Annotated in this window: 23 protein-coding genes; 4 read left to right on the plus strand and 19 right to left on the minus strand. The window is 33.8% G+C overall.

Annotated features, from left to right (window positions below):
• Positions 1 to 13: 13 nt before the first annotated feature.
• From ACJ2A9_RS19825 to ACJ2A9_RS19835, 3 genes are read right to left on the minus strand one after another with little or no spacing between them, the layout of a single operon-like run.
• Entirely contained in the window at positions 14 to 1,300 is a 1,287-nt protein-coding gene (locus ACJ2A9_RS19825; protein WP_441423424.1) for a four-carbon acid sugar kinase family protein, read from the minus strand.
• A gap of 30 nt (positions 1,301 to 1,330) precedes the next feature.
• Positions 1,331 to 1,993: a class II aldolase/adducin family protein gene (locus ACJ2A9_RS19830; protein WP_441423425.1), complete on the minus strand. Its 663-nt coding sequence runs from the start codon at positions 1,991 to 1,993 to the stop codon at positions 1,331 to 1,333.
• An 11-nt stretch (positions 1,994 to 2,004) separates the two neighbouring features.
• The gene (locus ACJ2A9_RS19835) at positions 2,005 to 3,090 is read right to left on the minus strand and encodes an isocitrate/isopropylmalate dehydrogenase family protein (protein WP_441423426.1); all 1,086 of its coding nucleotides are present in this window, start codon (positions 3,088 to 3,090) and stop codon (positions 2,005 to 2,007) included.
• 127 nt (positions 3,091 to 3,217) lie between these two features.
• On the opposite strand from ACJ2A9_RS19835, the gene ACJ2A9_RS19840 reads away from it, so the two are divergent.
• Together ACJ2A9_RS19840 and ACJ2A9_RS19845 are read left to right on the plus strand one after the other, a co-directional pair.
• Positions 3,218 to 4,075: a LysR family transcriptional regulator gene (locus ACJ2A9_RS19840; RefSeq protein ID WP_441423427.1), complete on the plus strand. Its 858-nt coding sequence runs from the start codon at positions 3,218 to 3,220 to the stop codon at positions 4,073 to 4,075.
• Between the two features lie 202 nt (positions 4,076 to 4,277).
• Complete coding sequence (locus ACJ2A9_RS19845; RefSeq protein ID WP_441423428.1) at positions 4,278 to 4,895, plus strand: RraA family protein; 618 nt, start codon at positions 4,278 to 4,280, stop codon at positions 4,893 to 4,895.
• A 159-nt stretch (positions 4,896 to 5,054) separates the two neighbouring features.
• Here ACJ2A9_RS19845 and ACJ2A9_RS19850 read toward each other — a convergent pair whose 3' ends face one another.
• The 6 genes from ACJ2A9_RS19850 to ACJ2A9_RS19875 all read right to left on the minus strand — a co-directional run bounded on the left by ACJ2A9_RS19850 (position 5,055) and on the right by ACJ2A9_RS19875 (position 13,323).
• A complete protein-coding gene (locus tag ACJ2A9_RS19850) occupies positions 5,055 to 6,584 on the minus strand; it encodes a tripartite tricarboxylate transporter permease (protein WP_441423429.1) in 1,530 nt (509 codons plus the stop codon).
• 36 nt (positions 6,585 to 6,620) lie between these two features.
• Complete coding sequence (locus tag ACJ2A9_RS19855) at positions 6,621 to 7,136, minus strand: tripartite tricarboxylate transporter TctB family protein (protein WP_441423430.1); 516 nt, start codon at positions 7,134 to 7,136, stop codon at positions 6,621 to 6,623.
• A 60-nt stretch (positions 7,137 to 7,196) separates the two neighbouring features.
• Positions 7,197 to 8,222, minus strand: a complete 1,026-nt coding sequence (locus tag ACJ2A9_RS19860) for a Bug family tripartite tricarboxylate transporter substrate binding protein (RefSeq protein ID WP_441423431.1) — start codon at positions 8,220 to 8,222, stop codon at positions 7,197 to 7,199.
• A 246-nt stretch (positions 8,223 to 8,468) separates the two neighbouring features.
• Positions 8,469 to 9,338 (minus strand): LysR family transcriptional regulator, encoded by an 870-nt coding sequence (locus ACJ2A9_RS19865; protein ID WP_441423432.1) that lies wholly within the window; start codon positions 9,336 to 9,338, stop codon positions 8,469 to 8,471.
• A gap of 170 nt (positions 9,339 to 9,508) precedes the next feature.
• Entirely contained in the window at positions 9,509 to 12,223 is a 2,715-nt protein-coding gene (gene acnA, locus ACJ2A9_RS19870) for an aconitate hydratase AcnA (protein WP_441423433.1), read from the minus strand.
• A gap of 212 nt (positions 12,224 to 12,435) precedes the next feature.
• Positions 12,436 to 13,323 carry a LysR family transcriptional regulator gene (locus ACJ2A9_RS19875; protein WP_441423434.1) on the minus strand — a complete coding sequence of 296 codons (888 nt, stop codon included), beginning with the start codon at positions 13,321 to 13,323 and terminating at the stop codon, positions 12,436 to 12,438.
• Positions 13,324 to 13,638: 315 nt separating this feature from the next.
• Between ACJ2A9_RS19875 and ACJ2A9_RS19880 the strand changes: the two genes are divergently transcribed.
• Positions 13,639 to 14,442 (plus strand): DUF6282 family protein, encoded by an 804-nt coding sequence (locus ACJ2A9_RS19880; protein ID WP_441423449.1) that lies wholly within the window; start codon positions 13,639 to 13,641, stop codon positions 14,440 to 14,442.
• Positions 14,443 to 14,558: 116 nt separating this feature from the next.
• On the opposite strand, the gene ACJ2A9_RS19885 is transcribed toward ACJ2A9_RS19880, so the two are convergent.
• Positions 14,559 to 15,620 carry an AbrB family transcriptional regulator gene (locus tag ACJ2A9_RS19885; RefSeq protein WP_441423435.1) on the minus strand — a complete coding sequence of 354 codons (1,062 nt, stop codon included), beginning with the start codon at positions 15,618 to 15,620 and terminating at the stop codon, positions 14,559 to 14,561.
• Positions 15,621 to 15,919: 299 nt separating this feature from the next.
• Entirely contained in the window at positions 15,920 to 17,074 is a 1,155-nt protein-coding gene (locus tag ACJ2A9_RS19890) for an MFS transporter (protein ID WP_441423436.1), read from the minus strand.
• A 168-nt stretch (positions 17,075 to 17,242) separates the two neighbouring features.
• Between ACJ2A9_RS19890 and ACJ2A9_RS19895 the strand changes: the two genes are divergently transcribed.
• Complete coding sequence (locus tag ACJ2A9_RS19895; RefSeq protein ID WP_441423437.1) at positions 17,243 to 17,689, plus strand: hypothetical protein; 447 nt, start codon at positions 17,243 to 17,245, stop codon at positions 17,687 to 17,689.
• 45 nt (positions 17,690 to 17,734) lie between these two features.
• Here the strand turns inward: ACJ2A9_RS19895 and ACJ2A9_RS19900 are convergent, their stop codons facing one another.
• From ACJ2A9_RS19900 to ACJ2A9_RS19935, 8 genes are all read right to left on the minus strand, one after another.
• Complete coding sequence (locus ACJ2A9_RS19900; RefSeq protein ID WP_441423438.1) at positions 17,735 to 19,240, minus strand: tripartite tricarboxylate transporter permease; 1,506 nt, start codon at positions 19,238 to 19,240, stop codon at positions 17,735 to 17,737.
• 18 nt (positions 19,241 to 19,258) lie between these two features.
• The gene (locus ACJ2A9_RS19905) at positions 19,259 to 19,705 is read right to left on the minus strand and encodes a tripartite tricarboxylate transporter TctB family protein (protein ID WP_441423439.1); all 447 of its coding nucleotides are present in this window, start codon (positions 19,703 to 19,705) and stop codon (positions 19,259 to 19,261) included.
• A 47-nt stretch (positions 19,706 to 19,752) separates the two neighbouring features.
• On the minus strand, positions 19,753 to 20,754 hold the full coding sequence (locus ACJ2A9_RS19910) for a tripartite tricarboxylate transporter substrate binding protein (RefSeq protein ID WP_441423440.1): 1,002 nt from the start codon (positions 20,752 to 20,754) through the stop codon (positions 19,753 to 19,755).
• A gap of 33 nt (positions 20,755 to 20,787) precedes the next feature.
• Entirely contained in the window at positions 20,788 to 21,678 is an 891-nt protein-coding gene (locus ACJ2A9_RS19915) for a DUF1932 domain-containing protein (protein WP_441423441.1), read from the minus strand.
• A gap of 22 nt (positions 21,679 to 21,700) precedes the next feature.
• Complete coding sequence (locus tag ACJ2A9_RS19920) at positions 21,701 to 22,378, minus strand: RraA family protein (RefSeq protein WP_441423442.1); 678 nt, start codon at positions 22,376 to 22,378, stop codon at positions 21,701 to 21,703.
• 403 nt (positions 22,379 to 22,781) lie between these two features.
• Positions 22,782 to 23,636, minus strand: coding sequence for a MurR/RpiR family transcriptional regulator (locus tag ACJ2A9_RS19925; RefSeq protein ID WP_441423443.1), 855 nt, complete (start codon positions 23,634 to 23,636; stop codon positions 22,782 to 22,784).
• A 126-nt stretch (positions 23,637 to 23,762) separates the two neighbouring features.
• Positions 23,763 to 24,977 (minus strand): Fic family protein, encoded by a 1,215-nt coding sequence (locus ACJ2A9_RS19930; RefSeq protein ID WP_441423444.1) that lies wholly within the window; start codon positions 24,975 to 24,977, stop codon positions 23,763 to 23,765.
• 163 nt (positions 24,978 to 25,140) lie between these two features.
• Positions 25,141 to 25,478: Fic family protein (locus ACJ2A9_RS19935; RefSeq protein ID WP_441423445.1), on the minus strand; the 338-nt coding region annotated here is incomplete at its 5' end.

Below are 25,478 nucleotides of genomic sequence, written 5' to 3' on the forward strand. Positions count from 1 at the left end.
ACATGAAGTTAGACTATTGCCCTTTAGTAAGGTCTTTTAAATGATCAATTGATTTTGCAAGAAATTCAGTTTTACCAAAACTACCGGACTTTAATACAATTAACATTTCATTACCTATTGCCAAACCAGAAGGTAAACCTGGTTCAATTTCTTTTAAAACATAATTGCCTTCGATTCCAAGTTTCCTGCAGATTGTTCCTGATGTGTCTCCACCGGCAATAACTAACCTTTTTAACCCTGTCTGGTTCACGATTTGATACGATGCTTCTGCTAATTTAGCAGAAACTAACTTACTTATTGTTAGAGGGTCTAGATTGTATTCTTTGAAGCCGATTTCTTTAGTTTGAAAAACAATTTCATCTCGATTGTCAGCCATAACAAGTACGTCGGTTCCATTTAAAATACTACTTTTTGCCTCATTAACTATTCTATTAATTTCAGTTTGAGCATCTACCTCGTTAAAGACTTTACGAGAATCGAGAACAGAAACTTTTATCCCATTATTAATTATATACTTTGTTTGTTCCTTTGTTTGCGGAGTTAGACTTCCTGACACTACCAAAACGCCGTTGTTATCTTCAATGTCTAAATTCTTTAAAACATGATTATTATTTTTTGCTGGCCAAAACTTAGGAAGTTCTTCGGCAATTGCTGAGCTACCACAAATGACTGGAAAATCACGAATGGCTTCGGCTACAATTGTCAGGTCATTTTGATTTTCAGAGTCAATAATACAATAATTAGCAACCTTTCTCGACTCACTAATAGCTTTTTTCAAGGTTTCAGCACCTTGCCTTACAACATCAAGTTTGATGAGCATAACTTTACGATTTGTTTGTTCCTGTAATATATCTACTAGGTTTGATTGATGCATTGGATGAACAGGATCATGTGCAAAATTTGAGTTTTCTAGTAATACACCATGTACAGAATGAATTCCATTAACCGTTTGTCTGCCGTTTTTCGGAAAAGCAAGACTAATGACTGCAAAATCCTCTTCAAGTGCATCTAACATCGCATCAAATTCATGCCCAATATTTCCTCGAAATACAGAACAAGTTTTATTAAAATATAAAGCACATCCCATTTCCTTCAGGCTTTTTGTAGCATTAAACACTTTTTCATAACTGAGTTCCCGGTGATCCAATCTGCTATCCGTATCTACAATTAAAACATCCGAATCAATCTCAAAATGAGCCTTTTCTTGATAAGGCAGGATTTTAACAGAATACTCGTTATTGCTAAACATCACTCCTATATCATTTGCTCCGGTTGTATCATCAGCAACTACTCCAATCACTCATATCCCTCCTACCTAGTACTCTTTTACTTAGTTATTTTCATTTAATATTTTTCGCGGTTTATATAAAGAGTTTTCCAGAAAATCTTCTACTACTTTATCAGGAATTTTTACTAATTGAATGTTAGCTTTCTTAGCTTCTAGTATCATACGGCAAGCCATTTCCAAAGTTTCTAACCTCATCAATGCCTCTGACATCGAATCATCAAATACAATTACTCCATGGTTTTTCATTATTATGACATTAGCTCCTAATGATTGTTCAGCAACTGCTTCACCTAGCTCTTGTGATCCTGGGTGGTAGTAATCTACATAAGCAACATGTTCAAGGTAATACATTGTTTCGATAAACAATTCAGACGAAATCATGATCTCATTACTACATGAAAATAATGTTGTATAAAACGGACTTGAGTGCAATATCGCTTTTGCATCCTTACGATTTTTATAAATTCCGGAATGCATGGGTGTTTCTTTAGAAGCTTTTCGTTCCCCTACTTTTTCAGCAGTATGAACATTAAATATAACAAAATCATCTTTTTTTAAGTCACTCATTTTTGTACCAGAAGCAGTGATAAGCATATGGTCCTCATCAATTTTCATACTTAAATTTCCTGAGGTTCCCCAAGCTAACTGATTATCTACCAAATATTTTCCGGCATGTATTAGTTCTGCTGTTTCAGAAAAATTCATTTGTTTCACCCTTAGTTACTTTCTTTTACTTTCAGTCTAGCAATAATTGCCTCTGCAAATGACGAGGTTGTCTCTTTCCCACCTAAGTCAGGAGTTGTCACACTATCTTCCATTGTTTTAAAAATTGCCGTTTCAATTAATTCTGCTAACTCAAATAAATTCTTATCATTATGGCGGTTGCCAAGCCATTGTAAAAGCATTACCGTAGATAACATAATACCTACTGGGTTTGCAATGTTTTTCCCTGCAATATCCGGTGCTGAACCATGTGCAGCTTGAGCCATTACTTGGTTGTCATTTGTATTAATTGAAGGTGATAACCCAAGGCTTCCTGCAAGCTCTCCAGTTAAGTCTGAAAGTATATCTCCATACATGTTTTCAGTTACAATTACATCAAAGTGGTTAATTCTCCTAACTAAGTGAGCAGTCATTGCATCGATATGATAATCATCTACTTCTACTTCCGGAAACTCTTTTGCTACTTCTAAACAAACATTTTTAAATAATCCCGTTCCTAATTTAATAACGTTCGCTTTGTGAACGATTGTTACTTTTTTACGACGCTCCATTGCCATTTTAAATGCTGCACGAGCAATCCTTTCAATCGCCTTTCTTGTAAAAACACCAGTAGAAACAACAACATCTGGAGTAATTTGCCACTCGCCAGTACCTACATACATATTTCTGTCTGTATAAAACCCCTCAGTATTTTCACGGTAAATAACTAAGTCAGCATGTTCACCGACTACACTCTTAATTCCTGGCATCGATTTTGTCGGACGAATGTTTGCATATAAATCAAAAAAGTGACGAAGTTCCCCACTCGGATTACGGTTTTCTTTATGCTCTGGTGGATATGCTGCAGAATCATGTGGGCCCATAATCCAACCATCAGCTTTTGCTAACTTTTCCTTTGTGGTGTCAGGTACCGGATTATTAAATTCTTCTATTGCAGGCCACCCCATCGGTAACGATTCTAAGTCAAATTTTGCTAATCCAGTAACTTCTGTTGCCGCTTTCAGTAAATCAACAGTTGCTTTTACTATTTCAGGCCCTATCCCATCTCCATAAAGAACTCCCAATTTATAAACTGTCATCTACCATCACTTTCCTTTCTTGTTTTCTATTTAAACTGTAATATAATAGAAGGAATAAATAAAATATTTACTTTTTATTAAATTCAATAGAATTTTTCTATACCTTATTAACTTATGGGAGGCTCCTGTGGACGACAAAGACTGGATCATACTTAAAACACTCTATGAAGAAAAAAATATTACAAAAACAGCTAATCAATTATTTTTATCGCAACCTTCCTTAACTTACCGCCTCAAACAAATTGAAAAAGAATTGGGAATTACGATTATTAACCGTGGACGAAGAGGTGTTGAATTTACAGAACAAGGTGAATATCTTGTAAAATATGCAAATGACATGTTAGTAAAGTTGAGCAATCTTAAGGAAAGTTTGTGGAATATCGCCAGTGAAGTACGTGGTACATTAAGATTGGGAGTGGCAAGAGCTGTTGCTATCTATAAACTGCCTAGAATCTTAAAGGAGTTTAATACACTACATCCTGGAGTAGAATTTATTGTAAATACAGGTCTAAACTTAGACCTTATAAATTCTGTTTATAAGCAAGAAACACATATTGGAATTGTTCGAGGAAACCACCATTGGTCTGACCAAAAAATTATTCTTGATGAAGAAAAAGTTTGTGCCATTTCCAATAATAAAATAAATATTGAACTGCTACCTGAAATTCCAAGAATTGATTACAATACCGATCCTGCTTTAATCATGTTAATCGATAATTGGTGGAAAGAAAATTTTTCAAAGCCACCAAAAGTGATGATGATGGTTGATAATATGGAAATTGCCAAAAGAATGGCTGCTAATGGGCTAGGTTATACAATTGTTCCTGATATTGTATTAGAAGCGAACGATAACTTTTTTTCTTATAACCTAAAAGATCCAAACGGCCAAGATCTAAAATGGATTACATGGGTACTTTTTCGAAAAGAGTACCTTAACTTATCAACCGTTAAAGAATTTGTAAAGTTTATCAAATCTAACTATTAACACTAAATTACTACATTTAAAATGTGGTAATTTTTTTTAATTTAAAAAGCATAGATTTTGGACTTTAAAAATTCCTGCAATTAAATTTTTTACATAACCATTAGATTTTTTTATCGTTAGACATAAACTATTTAAATTTTATTAATATTTTTTAATCTCTATAATTAAAGTAACGACATATTCTTTTTAGGAGGCTCTTATTATGACTGAAATAATTAATCAATTTGAAAAAATTCCAACTACTTGTATTTCTGACGCTTTGCAAGGATTGACAAACATGGATGTTTCTATAAAACCACTTAAAGAAGATTACAGAATGGCAGGAAGAGCTTTTACTGTTAAAGTACCAGTAGGTGATAATCTACTAGTGCTTAAAGCGATGAAAGAGGCTAAGCCTGGTGATGTTTTAGTTATTGACATTCACGGTGACACAACTCGTGCTATAGCCGGCGATTTTGTTTTAGGAATGGCACAAACCCTAGGAATTACAGGAGTTGTAACGAATGGTGTCATTCGTGATATTCAAGGAATAAAAGCATTAAATTTCCCGGTCTTTTGCCAAGGAACAACGCTAGCAGCCGGTGGAAAAGCAGGATTTGGAGATATGAATATACCTATTTCATTAGGTGGAACAACCGTTAATCCAGGTGATATCATTGTAGGAGATGCAGATGGTGTTGTAGTTGTTCAACAGCATATTGAAGAAGAAATCTTAACAAAGTCCTTAGAAAAGCTACAAAGAGATGAAACTAGAGAAAAAAATATATCTGAGAATATTGAAGCTATACACAAATACATTGATGATATGCTTTCAAAATAATATAGAGGCTAAGGCTTTGAAGCCTTACCTTCTTTTGCATTACTTTATAATCAATAACTTCTTATAGCCCAATAAAAATTAAATAGCAAAAAAGCTTGTCGGTCATGTTTGAAATTCAAAATGATCGACAAGCTTTTTAAATGTTACTTATTGATTATATTATCCTTGAACATTATTATCTCTTGTACTATTAAAGTAACGAACTAGTTTAAAGATAATAGGTAATATTATTATCGATAAAATAATTGTTGTTAATACAATTGAGATAGGACGAGCTACAAAGATTCCTAAACTACCATCTGAAATAATCAGTGATTGTAATAATGAATTTTCGGCCATTGAACCTAAAACTAAGGCAAGTACTACCGCAGCGGGAGAGTAACCATACAGTTTCATACAAAAACCGATTAAGCCCATCCCTAATAGAAGCCAAGTTTCGATCATACTAGCATGTAAAGTATAAGTACCAATAACACATAGAATGACGATTACAGGAATGATATATCGATAAGGTATATCCAAGAACTTTACAAATAAAGGTATTGCAATAATATTCAATACTACTAAGATTACATTTCCAAGGTACATACTTCCAATTAGTCCCCAAGCAAATTCAGGATTAGTCTCCATTAACATTGGACCTGGTTGTAGTCCCCAAATCATTAAAGCTCCTAATAAGACAGCTGTTGCACCTGAACCTGGGATACCAAGAGAGAGTAATGGAACCATTGCGCCCGATGAAGCTGCGTTATTGGCTGCTTCAGGTGCAACAAGACCTCGCATTTCACCTTTACCAAATTTCTCAGAGTCTTTAGCTATCTTTTTTTCAATTGAGTACCCCATAATTGAACCAATGGTTGCACCTGAACCTGGTAATACTCCTGCCACAAACCCAATAATTGATCCTCTAAGTACGGTAAACTTTGATTCTAGATAATCCTTTGTGCTTGGCCAAAAATCTTTTGATCGAAACGTTAATCTAATTCTTTCCACTTGCCTTTTGTGTTGACCAGTATAGATACAATATAATAGTTCACCAATTCCAAATAAACCAATGGCGACTGGTACGAAATAAATACCACCGATTAATTCTGGCGAGCCAAACGTAAATCGCTGAGCACCACTGATTACGTCTACTCCTACCATCGCGATCGCAAAACCGAATAAAGCAGAAATCACACCATTTAACTTATTTTCACCCATCATTGTCGTTAACAATAATAACCCAAATAGAATGATTAAAAAATATTCAACTGGTCCAAAGGAAGATGCAAAGTTTGCTAGCATTGGAGCTAATGAACAGATTAATATAACCCCGATTGTTCCCCCAATAAATGACGCTAACGCTTGCATTACTAGTGCTGGACAAGCTCTTCCCTTCCTAGCTAATGGATAACCGTCAAGAGTTGATGCTACAGTTGCCGCTTCTCCTGGCGTATTTATTAGTATTGAAGTAATTGTTCCACCATACATTGAACCATAGTAGATACCAGCAAGCATGATGATAGCTGTAGTAGGTTCTAAACCAAATGTCATCGGAATAAGAATTGCTATCCCTGCTGCTGGGCCAAATCCTGGGAAAAGGCCTACTATCATCCCAACTAGCGCCCCTATTATCAAAAAGAGAATATTAATGGGCGTTATAGCAACTGATAAGCCGAGTCCTAGGTTTGCTATTAGATCCGTCATAAACTTTCCTCCTAAATATTCTCCTTTTTCCTCCTATTAAAAACCAAAGATACCTTTTGGGAGACCGGCCTGTAACCAAACATCAAACAACAAATATAAGCCGATTGGGAACAGGATGCTATAAATTGTGTTCTTCACTATTTTCCCCCTGTTAAATTTCCATAACAGTACAAACATAAAAAGCATCATTGTTACTAATCCACCCAAAGTAGTTAAAACAGCAATAAACCCGAAAATTAAGAAAATCATCCACACTGTGTCTTTTTTATATTTAGTAGTAATGTCCTCGTCTTTCTCTTCTAACGATATTGAGTCTATTTCTTTTACATCTATGTTTTCCGAAGTCGCATTTACTTCTTTTGATTGTTTTCTAGCTTTAAAGTCCTTTATACAATTTACTCCTGTACAGATAATTAAACCAACACCAATGATTAAAGGAAAATAGCCTGGTCCTGGTCTGCCTGCTGAAGTCAAAAAGGATAGTGTTTGCAAACCATATAGTGTATATAAAATTGATGCTACAAAAAATCCTATCGAAAACCACAATCGCATTTTTATCACCCTAGTGTTAGTTTTAATGGGAGTAGGGGTTTAACCTACTCCCGCCGTTAATTATTCAATTGCACCAGTTTCTCTTAAAATTCTTTCAAAGTCAGAATTTGTTTGCTCTAGGTACTCTTTAAAGTCATCACCCCAAAGGTTAAAGCCAAGAATTCCATTTTGTTCAAGATATTCTGCCCATTCAGGTGCTTCTATTGCTTCTTTTAGTGCATCAATCCACCATTCTTGAACTTCAGTAGAAACATTCGGAGGAAGCACGATTCCTCGAGGTAAAGCAAATGAAAACTCATAACCTTGTTCCATAAACGTTGGTACATCTGGATAGCTTTCATTTCGCTTTTCCGCAGAAAAAGCCAACGCTACTAAATTTCCAGCTGTTAATTGTCCTCCAACCTCAGCTGGATTAGATACAATTGCATCTACACTGCCAGATGTTAAAGCTGTTACCATTTGACCCGCATCATTGAAAGGTACATATTCAAAATCTATATCAGCTTCTTCCGCAAATAGACCAGCGACTACCCGGCTTGGTCCAGCAGCACCAGTTCCACCAATGATTAATCTTTCTGCCTTTGCAACTTCAACAAATTTATCAACTGTATCAAATTCAGTATCTGCACGAACTACTAAAAACATTGCGTCTTGAGCTAATAAGCCTACAGGTGTAAAATCAGCATAATTCCAGTCAGTATCTGAAATAAGAGGTGTAGAAATAAAGTTACCACTTGTAGAAGTAGCGACATACTCGTTACCTTCTTGGTTTTTCACATAACTCCAACCGATAGCACCACTTCCACCTTCTCGGTTCTCAACAACAATATTATTGCCGTATATATCGTATTTTTGAAGTATATCTGCTAGAGTACGAGAGATAAGATCATTACCTCCCCCTGGTCCGAATGCAACAATCATATTTAATTGCTTTTCTGGATAATTAAATTCTGCTATTTCCTGTTCTGAGCTGGTATCATTTGATGAACTAGGATTTGAAGTCCCCCCACTATTTCCACAAGCTACAAGTACTGATAGAAATGAAATGAATAAGATTGATCGAAATAATAGTTTTGTAATCTTCATAACGTCCCCCTAAAATTTAGTTTGTTTTTCGGACTTTTCTCGCTACTTTACCCAGTTCTTAATTCACCCCTTCCCTAAAAAAATGTAAACGCTTTATCTACTTAAATTATATCTTTTAATTCTCCATTGAAAAAATATCGATTATTTATACTTAGGTATAACTATTTTAAATTGTATGGCAATTTAAAAAGTAAAAAATGACTCCAGACCGAATGCTGAAGCCACCTTTTATATCAAGAGATCATTTTATTTTTGATTTAAGGGATTTTCTTTAATAAAACTAACAAAAGCTGAAACTATATTCATATTTAGGAAATCTTGATAATAATATAACCAAGTATTAATCATTATCGGCTGCCCAAAATTATCCTTTAAGACAACTTTCTTTATTTCTTCTGCATTATTTAAAATGATATTAGGTAAAATTGCATACCCTAAACCATTTTTCACTACTTCTTTACAAGTATTCTCTCTATCAACTTCCATCCCGATTAGCGGAGGCTTGGAGAAATGAGCCTCCCACCAGTTATCAACTAGTGCTTTTACATATATTTCGGCCTCATAGTCAATTCTAGATAACCTTGGAAGGTCATTTATATGGACTTCATCTTTGGAAGCAATACATAAAGGGTCTTCAAGTATTAAATGCTTTTGGTGCTGCCAATTATCATCGCCACTTACAATGGCAAGATGTACTTTTTGATTGGTTAATAATTGAATGATGTCTTTACTCCAACCAGTGATAACTTCTAATTCTACATTCGGATATTGCACTTTAAATTCTTTTAATAAATCCGGCAATTTATACTTTGTAAAATGATTGGACACACCTAATTTTAGTGTACCAATAACCTTATTTTTCATATCTGCAACATTTTTTCGGATTTCTTCCATCTTCATTATCATTCTATCAGCACTTTTTGCTAAAAACTCACCCTTTGGAGTAAATCTAACCCCCCATACTCCTCGTTCGACAATTTCAAATCCAAACTCCTCTTCAATTTGACGTAAACGTATCGTAAGTGAAGATTGGGAAACATATAAACTTTCCGCAGTTTTTGTAATATTTTTATGAATGTATAATGTTTTAAGAATGTGCCAGTCCCGATCTTCCACTACATCTCTCTCCTAAGTCAAATAGTTTACTGTATATTGTACTATTAAAACTTTTCTATAACAAATCACGTAAAATACGTCGAAAACTAATGTACTGGACCCTTCTCAACATAAAAAAGCATAGACAATTTGCCTATGCTTTAAAATACAGATCCATCTATTTAAAAAATTTACTGATCTATTAATTGCTTTAATACAGTTTGCATTATACCACCATTTCGATAATATTCTACTTCTACAACACTATCGAGACGTACTAAACCATCGAATGTAAAGCTACTTCCATCTTCTTTTGTTACTTTGACAGTAATGGTTTGGCCAGGTTTTAATTCATTATTAATTCCTAAAATATCATACGTTTCTAAACCAGTTAAACCAAAAATTTCTGCATTCGTACCTTCAACAAATTGTAATGGTAATACCCCCATTCCAACTAAATTACTTCGATGAATTCTCTCAAAACTTTCAGCAATAATTGCCTTTACACCAAGTAGGTAAGGACCTTTAGCTGCCCAATCGCGCGAACTTCCCGTACCATACTCTTTGCCCGCAATGATAACAAGGTTCGTTTGATCTTCTTTATACTTAAGAGAAGCATCATACATCGACATGATTTCACCAGTAGGAGTGTACTTCGTATATCCACCTTCAATTCCCGGAACAATTTGGTTACGAATACGGTGATTGGCAAGCGCACCACGAATCATAACTTCATGATTTCCTCGACGCGATGGATATGAATTATAATACTCTTTTTCTACTCCTTTTACTGCTAGGTATTGTCCTGCAACACTGTCTACTTTTATTGCTCCAGATGGTGAAAGATGGTCCGTTGTAACAGAATCTCCTAATAAAGCTAAAGCTCTGGCATCAACAATATTGGTTAAATTTTCCACTTCTTTTGTAAGCCCTTTTAAAAATGGAGGTTCTTGAATATAAGTCGAATTTCCATCCCAATCAAACAATTGTCCATCTGGAACATCAACGCTATCCCATCGCTTATTTAAAGTTAAGACATTTTGATATCGCTCATTGAACAACTCTGGACGAATATACTTTTCGATAACATCTTCAATTTCCTTCGATGTAGGCCAAATATCTTTTAAATATACCGGTTTGTTAGTATTGTCATAGCCTATTGGATCATTCGTTAAATCAATATTGACCGTACCAGCTAAGGCATATGCGACAACTAATGGTGGGGAAGCAAGATAATTAGCCTTAATTTGAGGGTGAATACGTCCCTCAAAATTTCTATTACCTGAAACGACCGATGCAACTGTCAAATCATGATCAGCAATCAGATTACTTATTTCATCAGGTAGAGGACCTGAGTTTCCAATACATGTTGCACATCCATAACCTGCTACATGAAACCCATATGCTTCTAATGGCGCGATTAAACCTGCTGATTGTAAATAATCCGTTACAACACGTGAACCCGGTGTAAGAGAACTCTTAACATAACTTGGTTTTTTTAATCCTTTTTCCAGTGCTTTTTTGGCTAGTAACCCAGCACCAATTAAAACATTAGGATTAGATGTATTCGTACAGCTAGTTATCGCTGCTAAAACAACATCTCCCGTTCTAAGCTTGATCTTTGTTTCCCCTTCCCCTGCTGAAACTTCTTTTTTCATTTCCTCTTTTGTTAGTCCAAATCCCCCTTGATTAATAGGCGCTTGGAAATCCTTAAGATATGCTTGCTTCATTTTATCTAGATCAATCCGATCTTGTGGACGTTTTGGACCTGCTAAACAAGGTACAACCGAGGATAAATCTAGCTCAATATAGTCTGAATAAACAGGTTCAGCACTGTTCTCTGAATAAAACATACCTTGAGTTTTGTAGTAGGTTTCGACAAGTCTTATTTGTTCCTCACTACGGCCAATATACTCCAGATAATTTAAAACCTCTTGATCAACAGGGAATAATCCCATTGTTGCCCCATATTCTGGTGCCATATTAGAAATTGTTGAACGTTCAAAAACAGTTAAATGTTTAATACCCGGGCCATAAAATTCGACGAACTTCCCGATAACACCCTTCTTACGTAGCATATTCGTAATTGTCAAAGCAAGATCAGTAGCTGTACTTCCTTCATTCAGCTTACCAGTTAATTTAAAACCAACAACCTCTGGAGTTACTGTATAGATTGGTTGTCCTAGCATGCCAGCTTCCGCTTCAATTCCGCCTACACCGTAACCAACGATACCAAGCCCGTTAATCATTGTCGTATGAGAATCCGTACCTACTAACGAGTCTGGGTAAATAACTGTTTCACCATTTACCTCCTTTATAGAAGCTACTGTAGCTAGAAATTCTAAGTTAATTTGATGCATAATCCCTGTAGATGGTGGGAAAACACGGAAATTATTAAAACTAGACTGAGCCCATCGCAAAAATCGAAAACGTTCTTCATTTCGATCAAATTCAACCTTTTCATTTAATTCCTTTGCTTTTTCACTTCCAAAATAATCAACCGTCACTGAGTGGTCAACAATTAAATCAACAGGAATTAGCGGGTTTATTTTTGAAACATCACCGCCGACTCTATACATTGCTTCTCTTAACGCAGCTAAATCAACAATTGCAGGAACACCCGTTGTGTCATGCAATAAAACACGTCCTGGTTTAAACGGAACTTCCTGATTTGGGTTTCGTTCATTAGCCCAATTTGCTAATTGAAAAATATGTTCTTTTGTAATCGCTTTCCCATCAAACTCACGTAAAGCAGATTCTAAAATAACTTTAATTGAATAAGGAAGTTTAGAAGTTTCACCGATTTCAAGATCTTCTAGTTCTTTTATTCCATAGTACGTATAATTTTTGTTATTAAATTGGAGCGATGATTTAGCTTTTAAAATATTCTGTTCTGTTTTTACCATCATGATTTCCTCCTACCCCTACTAAAATAGCTAACTAAAAATTATGAATAATTATTGTATTTTTCTATTTTTATTGTAGTTGAATTTTTATTACCGAAAAAATATATATAATGAATACTTAGGAATGAAAAATTTGAATGATTATTAAAATTCAATTGGATAAGAAAAAAGTGTTGTCGACTTGACAACACTTTCTAAAGAAAGGTTATTTATTATTTAATACTTATTTTTGCGGAATTGTTAAATTGGTTATTCTCTATAAATTGAACAAACTCTTTTACCATATTTAAGTTCGATGTTTGTTCCTTATACAACATATAAGATCTTCTTAGAATTGGATTACCTTGCTGGTCTTTGATATCTACTTTATTTAGCTGCATGTCATCATTTATCACTAAACTGGGGAGAATCGCATAACCTAAATTATTTAAAACCATTTCTTTACACGTGTCTGTTCCATCCACAATCATCGCTATTTGGGGAGGCTGTTGATAATTCTCTTCCCACCATTTATCAATTAAAGTCCGTAACTTTCCATCTGTTTGATAATCTACCCGAGGCAAATTAGGCAAGTTTGCAAGATCCACTTTTTCCTTAGATACAATACAAATTGTTTCTTCAAATAATAAATGTTTTTTATCCTGCCAACCATAATCACCACGGATAAAGCTGATATGTACATCATTGTTATACACTAACTTATACATATCTTTACTCCAACCAGTCGTAATTTTAAAATCGACATTAGGAAATTGGGACTTAAAAGAATTAATGATTCCAAAAAGCATATACCTTGTTATGAAATTAGAAACGCCTATTTTTAGCGTACCAATTAATTCGCTATCCATGTTCCATGTTTGTTCTTTAATTTTTTCATACTCTTTTAATACTTCTTTTGCACTTTTAGCCAAATATTCACCTTCAGGAGTAAAATTTACACCCCTTCTCCCACGGAACACGATTTGAACCTGAAAGTCAGATTCGATTTGCTTCAATCTTTTTGTTAAAGCAGGTTGCGTCATATATAAACTTTCTGCTGTTTTAGTAATATTTTTGTATTGGTAAAGTTTATGTAGAATTTCCCAATCGCGATTGTCCATAATACCTCCACCCATGGTATTTTAATACTTTATTTAAATTCAATGGATAACTAATATCATAAATTATATGGTATTTTTTGACTTGAAGCAAAGATGAATCTTTTGATAACTAAAAAAAGCCGCCCGATATCGGACGTAATTAAGTAAAATATATTTTCAGAAAAAACGGTACATACATAGAATATCTTTATCCATACAGATAACTTTTTTCTATCTCTCTAATTACATAAAACATTGTATACTTGTTGCATTAAGGTTATTACCAGTCGATAGGAGTGAAGAGTTATCAAAAATACAATAGATTTAGATGGCGTTATCGATTTACATATTCATTCAGCACCAGATATCCGTGAGCGCTCTCATGATGATCTTGAATTAGCCAAACAAGCAAAAGAAATTGGAGTTCGAGCAGTTGTCATCAAGTCCCATTATGTACCAACAATGGACAGAGCTTATTTAGTGAATAAAGTTGAACCGAGTGTTCGTATGTTTGGCAGTATTACTCTAAATCCCTCAGTAGGAGGTATTAACCCCTTTGCAGTAGAGGCGGCGCTTAGCCTTAGAGCTAAAGTAGTATGGATGCCTACAATCTTTTCAATAAAACATAGACAACTAGAGGGAAAAAGTGGTGGGGTAGAAACAGTCAGAGATAATCAAGTAATACCTGAGCTAAAAAATGTCCTTAAACTAATCGCCGATAACAAAGCGATTTTGGCAACTGGTCATCTTTCCCCTGAAGAGATATTTATTGTTGTAGAGGAAGCCAGAAAACAAGGTGTCGAAAATATAGTGATAACACACCCTGAATTCCATGTTGTCAATTTATCCATTCCAGAACAAATAAAGTTGGTCAATGACTATCAAGTTTTTCTTGAACGGACATACGCACAACCAATAGGTGGAGGAAAATATAAGTCTAATCTCCTAACCAATTTAAAAGCGATTGAAGAAGTCGGTTATAAATCAACGATCGTTTCAACCGATGGTGGACAAGTTGAAAATCCAATGTGGAAGGATGTATTAAGAGAATATATACAATATCTTGTCGATAACGGCATTTCAACCAAAGCGATTCATACGATGACACGAGAAAATCCTGCAAAGTTACTTGGTATATAGCGTTAAAGCCCCTGTTACTTGAGTCTTAACTAAGTATTAAGGGGCTTTTTTTAACAATGTAACGATTGTATTTAATTGTAAGATTGTTTTATGAATTTGAAATGTAACTAAAATATTTATTTTTCAACTGTTTCTCCCTTATCAATATTGCCAAACCTTGTGACCCACTTTAGTAATAGAGGTAAAATTAATAAAATTGTCATCACTCTCATTATTTGTAAACTCGCTACAAGAGCTGGGGCTAAATTCAGTGCAGTAGCCGTTGAAGACATTTCAGGGGCTCCTGCAGGAACAGTACCTAAAAGACTGATAAAGAAACTTGCAGGCGTTAATATGTAGAAAAGAATAGAGACGGCTATACTCATAATTAAATATACAACTATTATCTTTATACTAATAGGGCCAAGGGATTTTAATTGTTCTAAACTTTCTCTATCAAACCTCATCCCAATCAAGGCACCTATTAAAGCCTGACCTATTCCAGTTACATATCTTGGCATTCCATTTACCCCAATTAACAAGGTACCTACTAGAAATCCCAGCAACATTGAAACAAGAAGAATTCCACCTGGTATTTTTATATTTTTTGAAATAAATACAGCCGAACAAAGGATAAGCAAGAATATTGCCAATTTTGATGGGGTTAAAGCAATCTCGTTCTGTTCTGTAATAATCTCTATATTTCCTCTATTGAATATTCCTACTATAAAAGGGATAGTCAAAACAAAAAAGGTTATTCTTCCCGTGTGAAAAGCTGCAACTATCCTTTGATCAGCACCATAATCCTTACTAATTGCAATCGCTTCAGAAGCCCCTCCAGGTAAACAACAAAAGAAAGCTGTATTTGCATCTAGAAAGGAATTTTGTCTCAAGTATATTCCCAGTAACAGTGCATATAAGATCGTAATGAAAATTGTAATTATTAATGGGAATATAAAACTCTTCATTTCTGAAAATATTGTTGGTTGCATCATAAAACCTATGTTTGTTCCAACTATGCCAAGCACAAACTTAAAAATTATATCTGGGAATATAAGTTTTTTTATAAAAAGGCTACAGAAAATACCAGTGAGAAGTGAGCCAAGTAGCCAACCGGCTGGAACGCTAAGTAGCACAAAAATGTAACCAACTAACACTGCTAAGATTAAATAAGCAACTTTTTGAACTAGTTCTTTCATTATTCATTCCTTTTTAATTCAAGTTTTAAAAACATTCAAAGACATATAATAAATGAGATGAACTAGAGTAGGCTAATGCAAAGTCCACCTAATTTAAATGTAATGGCAAATCCTCAAAAATTAAAATAGAAATTAATGATGGCTAGCTATAAAAAATTTGAAACACAATAAAAAAGAAGCTTCCTATATGTTTCATCTACTTGTGAGAAGCCTCCGCTAATTTTCCTCTTTATTAGCAAAATGTTAGTATATGTAACAAACATTCCTATACCACGTTTTAAATTACTTTTATTTGTAAATTAATCCTCAGTTATTTTTTCCTTCGAATTAAATGATGCCGTCATGATTAACAATCCTGAAATATAAAAAACACTCGCTATACCACCAACAGCTGAAATACCACCTAATAATACAGGCATTATTACCTGAGTCAACTTATTAATAGATAGCCTCAGTCCAAGACCTTCTCCCACTCTTTCTTTCGGTAAAGAATTTATTGTAATGGATATAGAAAGTGGTTGACCAATTCCTAAGCTTAATCCAAGAATAAATGAAATAACACCTAACACAAAAACATTAGACAATAATGGGGTTATTGTAAAAATTAATCCTGCACTTAAAATTGAACTTGCTATTATTAAACTCCTACTATATCTTTTTACGAAATATGGCAGGAGTAAACGGACAAGAATTCCCGCCACAGCATTTATTGAGATAATTAATCCAATTACTGAAGCAGTCAATCCCTTATCCATTGCAAGTAACGGAAAAAAAGCTAGATAAATATCCTTTGCCAACAAAACAATTGCACTTACTAAAAATGCTTTTCGTAAATCTGAAATAAAAAGCAAGTCGAACGACTTATTTTTTTCTTTCGGTAATTTTTCTTTTTGCAATGCTTTACTTTTTCCATTTTTAAGAAAAAAGATAAAAGGAAAAGTAACAATTATTATGACTCCTAACATAGCTAATGTATTAGAATAGCCAATACTATCTGTCAGAAAACCACTAGCTAATGGTCCTGTAAAACTCCCGATTGCCACTCCAATACTAAAAATTGCTATATAGTAATCCCTTATTTTCGTTTTTGAAAATTCCCCTAAATAACTTTGCATAGCAAGTACAAAAATTAACTGGGAAAGACCTGCTAGGATTTGAGAAGCGTATAACCCAACAAGAGCATTAAAATAATAAGGGATTATTAATGATATACTCCCTACCATAACACCTAAACTTAAAGGTATCCTACTACCTAATTTATCAATTATTTTACCAAATGGAATGGCCATAAATAATGGCAATAATGAAAATAGAGCAATAATTAGTCCAATTTGAAAATTATTTGCTCCTAAAAAACTTGAATATACTGGTATTAAAGGTCTACTCCCTACAAGGCTAAACATAAATAAAGAAGTACAAATCACAATCAAAAATCTGTTTGTATTTCTTTTCATTGAACTGACCTCTTTCCTTCAAACACCCTATTTAAGCATGTAATTTTTATTACATAATTTAACTTGTAAGGAATATTCCTTTCCTTAAATATGTATGTTATCATTCTATTAATCATTTGTAAATGTTACTTTGCTGCAGCGAAAATAATTATTTCATAGGAGGTAATGATGAAAACAATTAACTTAAACCAAGAAGAAATAGATCGGTTAACCTGGAGTGAAATTACACAAAAAATATATGATATTCAATATAAAGATTTAATCACATATTTCTACAAGCAAAAAAGCAAAGGGGATAACGGTTTATTTGTACAAAAGTTATTAAACGATCTATCTGAAGAAGAACAATCAATAAGCGACGAAATAATTAAAGTATTTAATAAAAATATGTTAGACTCCGAACAATGGAATAAACCCTCACAAAAAATATTAGAAGAAGTAAAAGTTGCAACTAACTCTATTGCTAATTCTTCTAATGAAAAACTAGCAATAAGGTGCTTTTTATTGCTTACGTTACACTATGTATTTACTGCATATTCAAGAAAAGATTTTAGACAGTTCATCGGTTTTAAAAAAGAAAGCTTCTTTAAATTCTTCAGGAAAAAGTCCAAATAAAGAAATATAAAAATCCGTGGATTAAAACCACGGATTTTTTAGTTCCTATGCTATTTCTTTGTTCTTTTTTGAATCACGAATGAACGGAGTAACAAAAGTTAATACAGCTACTATCAACAAAACCGCTGATATTGGTCGAGTAAAGAAGATTGTCCAATCATTTTGAGAGATTAGCATGGACTGACTTAAACTTGTTTCAGCCTTAGGTCCTAATATTAACGCTAATACAATTGGAGCCAACGGGAATCCATATCTTCGTAAAATAAATCCTAATAGACCAAACGCAAGCATAATCCAGATATCATAATAATTGTTATGAATAGCATAAGACCCTACAATACTTAGTATTAAAATAATCGGTCCTAAAACGATCGGTTTAACAACCAATACTTTCGAAAAGGCTTTAGCACCTGCAATACCTATAATTATTACTAATATATTAGCAATAAATAAACTAAAGAAAAGAGCATAGACAATATGTCCACTGTGAACAAATAATTCTGCTCCCGGTCTTAACCCATGAATTAATAAACCACCTAAAAATACTGCTGATACCGCGTTACCCGGAATGCCTAGAGACAACAACGGGATTAATGACCCCCCAGTAACCGCATTATTAGATGATTCTGGAGCAACTAACCCATGAACTGACCCTTTTCCGAATTGATCTTTTTCTTTTGACCAACGTTTTGCTTCATTATAAGCAATAAAGGCTGCCGGATCCGTACCGACCCCTGGAATAATTCCAATTGCAGTACCTATGATAGATGAACGTCCCATATTAGGGAATAGTTTAAGTAGATCTTTGAAATTCGGTAACATCCTTCCAGATACAGTTGGTATGTCTGATTCTTCAGTTGATTTATTACCTTTAGAGTTTTTAGAAGAAATCATTAAACTAAATGCTTGGGAAGCAGAGAATAGCCCTATCAGCACTGGTATTAATGTAAATCCTTCTAAGAGAACCGGACTACCGAATGTATACCTTGGAAAGCCTAGTATCGGGTCCATCCCAACTGTTGCTAAAAAGATACCTAAAGCACCGGCAAGGAGACCTTTATACGGATTTTTTCCAGCTAAACTAGAGATTATCGTTAAACCAAATACAGCTAGCGCAAAATACTCTGGTGGACCAAATCGTAATGATTGGAGTGCTAAAAACGGTGCAACTGTTGATAATAAAACTACACTAACTATTCCTCCGAAACCCGAGGCAATTGCTGATAACCCTAGTGCCTTAGCACTTAACCCTTTTTTGGTCATTTCATACCCGTCTAATACTGTTGCAGCTGCGGATGGTGTACCAGGGGTATTAAGTAAAATTGCAGAAATTGAACCTGCATATACTGAGGCCGAGTAAACAGCCCCTAATAGTATTAGACCTGTTGCAGGATCCATTGAAAATGTAAATGGTATAATAATAGCCAGAGCCATTGTTGAACTCAATCCTGGTAGCGCACCTGTAAAAATACCAAACAGAACACCACAGAGGATTGCCAAAATATTTGTAAGTGTAAAAACACTAACAATAGCTCCCAACCAAAGTTCCAACATAATCTTTCACCTCAATTATAAAAAGTTTTGAAATACCCCCTGCGGCAACGGAACATTTAACAGAAACTGGAATATTATTGTGATAACTACAGAACTAATTATAGAAATTAGCATTACTTTTTTGAGATATCTATAACCTAAATACCATAAAAGACCACCAATAAGAAAAATAGTTAAAATACTAAATCCGACGATATTTAATAAAAACATATAAATAATGATCGTACCAGTTATTAACGCTAAAATTTTAAATTCGTAACCTGTAATGGATGCTTCACTCGCATCTTCTCGATTTGGGTTTTTGAATGTATCAATTATTAACCCAATAGCGAGTAAAATAAGAACAATTGAAAATAACCGCGGCCAAAATATTGAACCTTCAGGGAACCTGAAACTCCATAGGAAAGTAAAAGTAGCAAATAATATAAAAACACTAGCTAAAATTCTATTTGTTTTAACCATACTGTCCTCCTTATAACAAAAAGGAAAGGGCTAGCTTTCCTTTTTGTTTATTTTTCTGCAAATTTCATGTACTTATTGTAAGTATCTGCAATAATTGCTTTAAATTCCTCTGGGCTTCTGTACGTGATACCAATACCTGAATTTATCATTTGATCTTGGTATTCTTGTTTTTCTGTTGTTACTTTAAATGCTTCGTGAAGATATTCAATTATTTCTGGATCTGTTCCCGCTGGTACTGCAATACCTCTCCATGAACCTGAAATGATGTCTATTCCTGATTCCTGGGCAGTTGGTACATCCGATGCAAGCTCAGATCTTTCACTATCAAAAAGCAATATAGGTTTTAAAGTTCCACTATTTACTTGACTTTCAATTCCAGAAAAGTTCCCAATAAGTGCTTGAATATGGCCACCAGCTGCCGCGGCTACTGCTAACGCTTCTCCATCAAAAGGAACTGTTGTCAACTCAATACCTGTTTTTTCTGTGAGCTCTTTGGCTGTAAAAGCTGGCACTGTCTGTGAACCAGAGACACCAATACTAATTTCACCCGGGTTTTCTTTTGCATATTCTAAAAATGAATCGGCATCATCAAACGGAGCATCTTTACTAACTACTAAGAAAAATGGATCGTTTACCGTCATAATAACCGGCTCAAAAGATTCATGTGTATAACTAACTTCATTAAAAATAGGATTACTCACGATGGATGAAGTAATTAGTGTCAAAGTATATCCATCTGGATTTGCTGATGCTCCTGCAGTTTGTCCAATTGATCCCCCGCCGCCATCTCGATTTTCTATAATCATTGATTCTCCAACAAACTCTTCAGCGTGGTGAGCTAAAATTCTAGAAGTATTATCTGCAGGCCCACCAGCCGAGAAAGGGTTGATAATTTTGATTGGTTTAGTTGGGTAATTTAGAGCTGTGTCCGATGTGCTCTCTCCATTAGCTTTTTCATTTGTTGAAGAGTCTTGTCCACACCCTGCTAAAGTAAGCAGAGAAGCCATAGTTAATGCCATTAAACCTTTAAATAGATTTGTTTTCTTCATTTTTTAATCCCCCTTTAATTTGTAAACCTATTTTTAAAAACTATCCAGTCTACTTTCTTCCATAGCATCAATTACTTGTGACCAAGAATTTGGTGTTTTCCCTTGGAATTTTTCTTTAAAATTAAATTCCCCAAGACGTTGGAGTTTTTCACAAGCTCCTTTTGACATTAAATGATCTAATTTTTCTGTTTCTAACATTTTAATTGTACCTTGTAATTCCACAGATCTTCTAAGCGCATGAATAGATGTTCCCGTAACCAGCCTATTCATCGTCTCTTCAAAAGTCTTACTATCCATAGTCTCGCTAATTGACTTAATCACTAGTTCTTCCACATTAAATTTCCGAGCAGCAACAAGCATTTCAATTAGCAAAGATGGTAGCCCTTTCATGAATATACTTCGGATTAACTTTACAGCGGAAGCTTCTCCAGCAGTATCACTTACCTTATTAATGTTCATGTTGTAAGAAGACATCATATCAATAAACTTATCTGTTCCATTACCACTGGAAAGCATTGGAACCTGATGCTTATAAACAGGTAATGGTCCCATCATTGCTGCATCCACAAAACTTGTACCTTTTTCATTGAGGCATTGACTTATTTCTAGTTTTACATCCGGTGTTGAAGCAGATACATCAACATAAATACTTTCCACTTTTAAATTAGGCAGCAACGATTGACTAACTGCCAATGCTTTATCAGCTGGTACTGCTACAATTACCACATCTACCGTACTTACAACTTCATCTGGAGCTTCCTTAAGAATTACCTCTGCATTATTAGCACGTTCTTGAATTAACTGTCCAAATTTTTTGTCATTCCATAATGGATCAAAAGCTACTACATTTTTAAGACCCTCACCTTTTAATCCCATGGACATTTCAAATGCGGCCTCTCCAAACCCTATAAATCCTAATTTCATTTTCTACTCCTCCAACAGGCTTTTATTTAAACGACTCGATTTTCTCTTTTAACCAAGTTGGCTCAATACTACCTTCTATTTTTCCCGCTTTACGACTTTCTTCGTATTTTGCGATCACTTCAACTCTATTATTTTCATATTCTAATTTTTTTTCTGCTTTTAATAGAGCTGTTTCAATTTGATCTTTCGGAACTACCACAACACCATCATCATCACCAATGATTAAATCCCCTGGTTGAACCGAAACACCTCCACAAGATATCAATGTATTAATTTGACCCGGGCCATCTTTAAGAGGTCCATTTGGTATAAAACCTGTTGCAAAAATCGGAAAATCTAATTGACCGAGAACATCTTTATCTCGTACTAAACCATCAATAATCATTCCTTCAATCCCTCTGGCTTTAGCAGCAAATGCCATTAACTCACCTAGGTAAGCATTTTGGGTATGACCCTTACCGTCAGCAACAATAACATATCCTTCTTCACCAATATGAATGGCTTGATGCAAAAATAGATTATCTCCTGGTCTTAAATCTACAGTGAGGGCCGTCCCCACTACCTTTACTGTATTCGTCACAGGTTTTATTTTGTAATCCATGGAACCAGTACATCCCATTGCATCAGATAAAAGTGTCGTATTTAACTTTTTCGCTCTTTCAATAGTATCCGTTGATAATAACGGTGGTAAATTACTCACTACTACCCTCTCCTTCCATTTTTCATTTGACTTAAATAAAACTATTTATCTTGGTCTGACTATACAAACATTATTTACTATTTAACTTAATGAAGTTAGCTTTACTTTTACTTATACAAACGCTTTCAAAAGTAGTTGATTTATAAAAACTGAGGTAACTTCATTAAATAAATAGCCATTATATATTTGTAAGTTCATATTTTTTGTAGTATTTATTACACCCAAATAATGTAATGTAATATTTATTACTACGTTAAGATCATATTAACATCGCCTCACTTTTATGTAAACCCTTTAAAAAATAAACTTTAAAATTTTTTAAATAATTAAGTTATTTTATTGTTAGTGAATTAAACTAAAAAAAGTTGAAGGAAAAAGTATAAAACCTTTTCCTTCAACCTTTTTAATTACTTTTGTAATGATAATTAATTTCAGTTAACACATCATTCATTTTATCTAGACGAACTTTTGTCTTTTCTGGATAATTTATAGCAATAGAGCTAATCAGATAATCCGCAACAACCATAGAAGCAATTGGAGAGTTGTGGAAAGCTAAACTGCCTGAATTACAAGGTAAAACGATATCTGAGTACTTAATTAGAGGAGATGAATAACCATCCGTAATCGTAATTATTTTAACATCACTCTCTTTTGCTTGAGTTACAAAATCAACAATTCTTTTAGCATATCGCGGGAAACTTGTTGCAATAACTAAATCATTAGAATTTAGGTTTAAAAGCAAATCTACCCAATCACTTTGATCGGCAATAATCAACTCACAGTTTCCTAATAATCGATTTAATCCAAAAGTCAAATATTGTCCAACTGGCAGACCACTTTTGGCACTTGCACAATAAATTCGGTTAGAAGAAGTAATCAAATCTAAAACTTTTTCCAATGTATCATTAGAGATCATTTCTTTTGTTTTGTTTATATTGCTAATTTGATTTTCTACACAGCGAGCCCATAAATCACTCTCTGGTACATCCTTCAAATTGGCCTCTAGCCTTGTATGTGGTGCAGCTTGATTGCGTAATAGTTCTTGTAGCTCCTTTTGAAATTCAGTATAGCCACTATACTTTAAATTAAAAGCAAGTCTCATAATGGTTGTAGTACTTGTACCAACTAAACCAGCCAACTGGTCAACTGTTAAAAATGCAACTTCCATTGGATTTTTGATTATATAATCTGCAACCTTCCGTTGTGAAGCTGTTAAATTTGGTATTTGTTCTGTTAACTTTAATATTGGATCATTCATTGTTATCACCATTTTTCAATTTAAAATGTATTAAATATAACATTTACTTACAAAAATGTATTAATTACTACATAAAAATATTAACACTAAAATCTATAAATGTTAACACCTTATTTAAAATATGAGTTATAACAAGTTTCTTAAATAATCACTTAGAGTTACTTCAATAGGTTTTTTCTTAAAAAACGAAATATGTCCTTTTTCTTCTAACGATTTTATTTCTTTGTTGATATAATAATCTGTTTTCCCCTGTTGATATTGTAATTCCTTTTTAGATATACCTGTACCTTTTATCCCAAAAATAAAATGTTGACCAATAATATATAGTGTTTCTTTCTCTCCATCACTTAAATCTAAAGAATTAATTCGTTCTTGTAATATATCAATTTTTTCTTTTTTCTTTGACAGGTCCTCAATAACTATTCCCTGTGCATCATTAATTATCTTAAAGAAAACTTCACAGAAATACGATAATTCCCCTTTGTTTTTTCTATCATTTGAAACTGAAAATGCATCATAATATATTTTCTTTGAATTATTTGTAGAGTACGAAAGTGTTAGAGCTGTAGTTGTATCTAATTCATTTATTAAATACATACTACTCATGTATCTAGAAGTTCTTCCGTTTCCATCATAAAATGGATGAATGTAACCAAATAAATAATGAGCTATAGCAATTTTATATAGCATTGGAGATGCATCATTATTTAAATAGTCCAGTAGATTTGTTAAATAGGCTTTAATTCTTGATTCTGGTGATATACCTCTATGAACAACTTTTCCATTAGAAGTAACTCCCTCTACAGTATCATTTCTAAAGAGATTGCCATCAAGTTTGTCATCAATATTTATTTCATCACTGACCAATAAATCATAAATCTCTCTAATTTCATTTACATTTGTTATCGAAGATTTATTTTCATTAATTAAATTAAAGTAAGTTTTCATTAAACTTAAATGTCTTACTTTCTTTGTAGACTCTTCTTTTTTAACTACGATTTCTATAACTGTTTCCATTTCTCTTCTTGTACTATAAACGCCTTCAATTTCGTTTGTACTTAAAAGTTCGTCAACTAGTTTTGACTTTACATATTGGCTTAACCCAATAGGAGGAATATCTCTCTCCAGCTTCTGAATTAGTTTACTTTGTTTTAAAATTTGATCATGCAGTTGATCAAGCACAGAATGATTAACATAAAAGCATGAAAATTCTTCTGTGTAATTAAATGGTTTTATCGTAAAAGGTAATTTAACTGTACCGTAACTGTTAATTCTTTTTTCATACTCTTCTCTATACTTCATTTGGTCTTTATAGTACAATTTCACAAGATGTTCATACATATTGTCACCTACATTTATAAAAATTACCGGTTTTTTAATTTTATTAATAATATTATATCCAAGAAAACGGAAAAACAACTTCTTTTTTTATTCTTAATAACAAAAAAGACGCTGCCCCCCACTAAAGGGATGCAACGTCCTATTTTCATACCAAGGGTATTTACTAAACGTTATTATTTATTGCACTTATATAAAGATTTAATGAATCTTCTACTTCACCCACGACTAACTTAATAAAATCATCATATTCTTTTTGTGTATGTGCTTTATCTAATGCTTCGTAATAAGCTAGGCGATTTTCTACTTTAATAACAATTGGTGGAAAACCATCTTTCATGAGTTCTAAATTTAACAACAAGCGTGATGTCCGGCCATTGCCATCAATAAATGGGTGAATTCCAACAAAAATAGCATGTAACATTGCGCCACGAGCAACCGGATGCATTTTTTCCGTTTCTGCTTGTTCATACCAAGCCATCAACTGCTCCATCTCTTCTTTTA

The sequence above is a fragment of the Anaerobacillus sp. MEB173 genome (assembly GCF_052119505.1).
Classification (GTDB): domain Bacteria; phylum Bacillota; class Bacilli; order Bacillales; family JBJMAU01; genus JBJMAU01.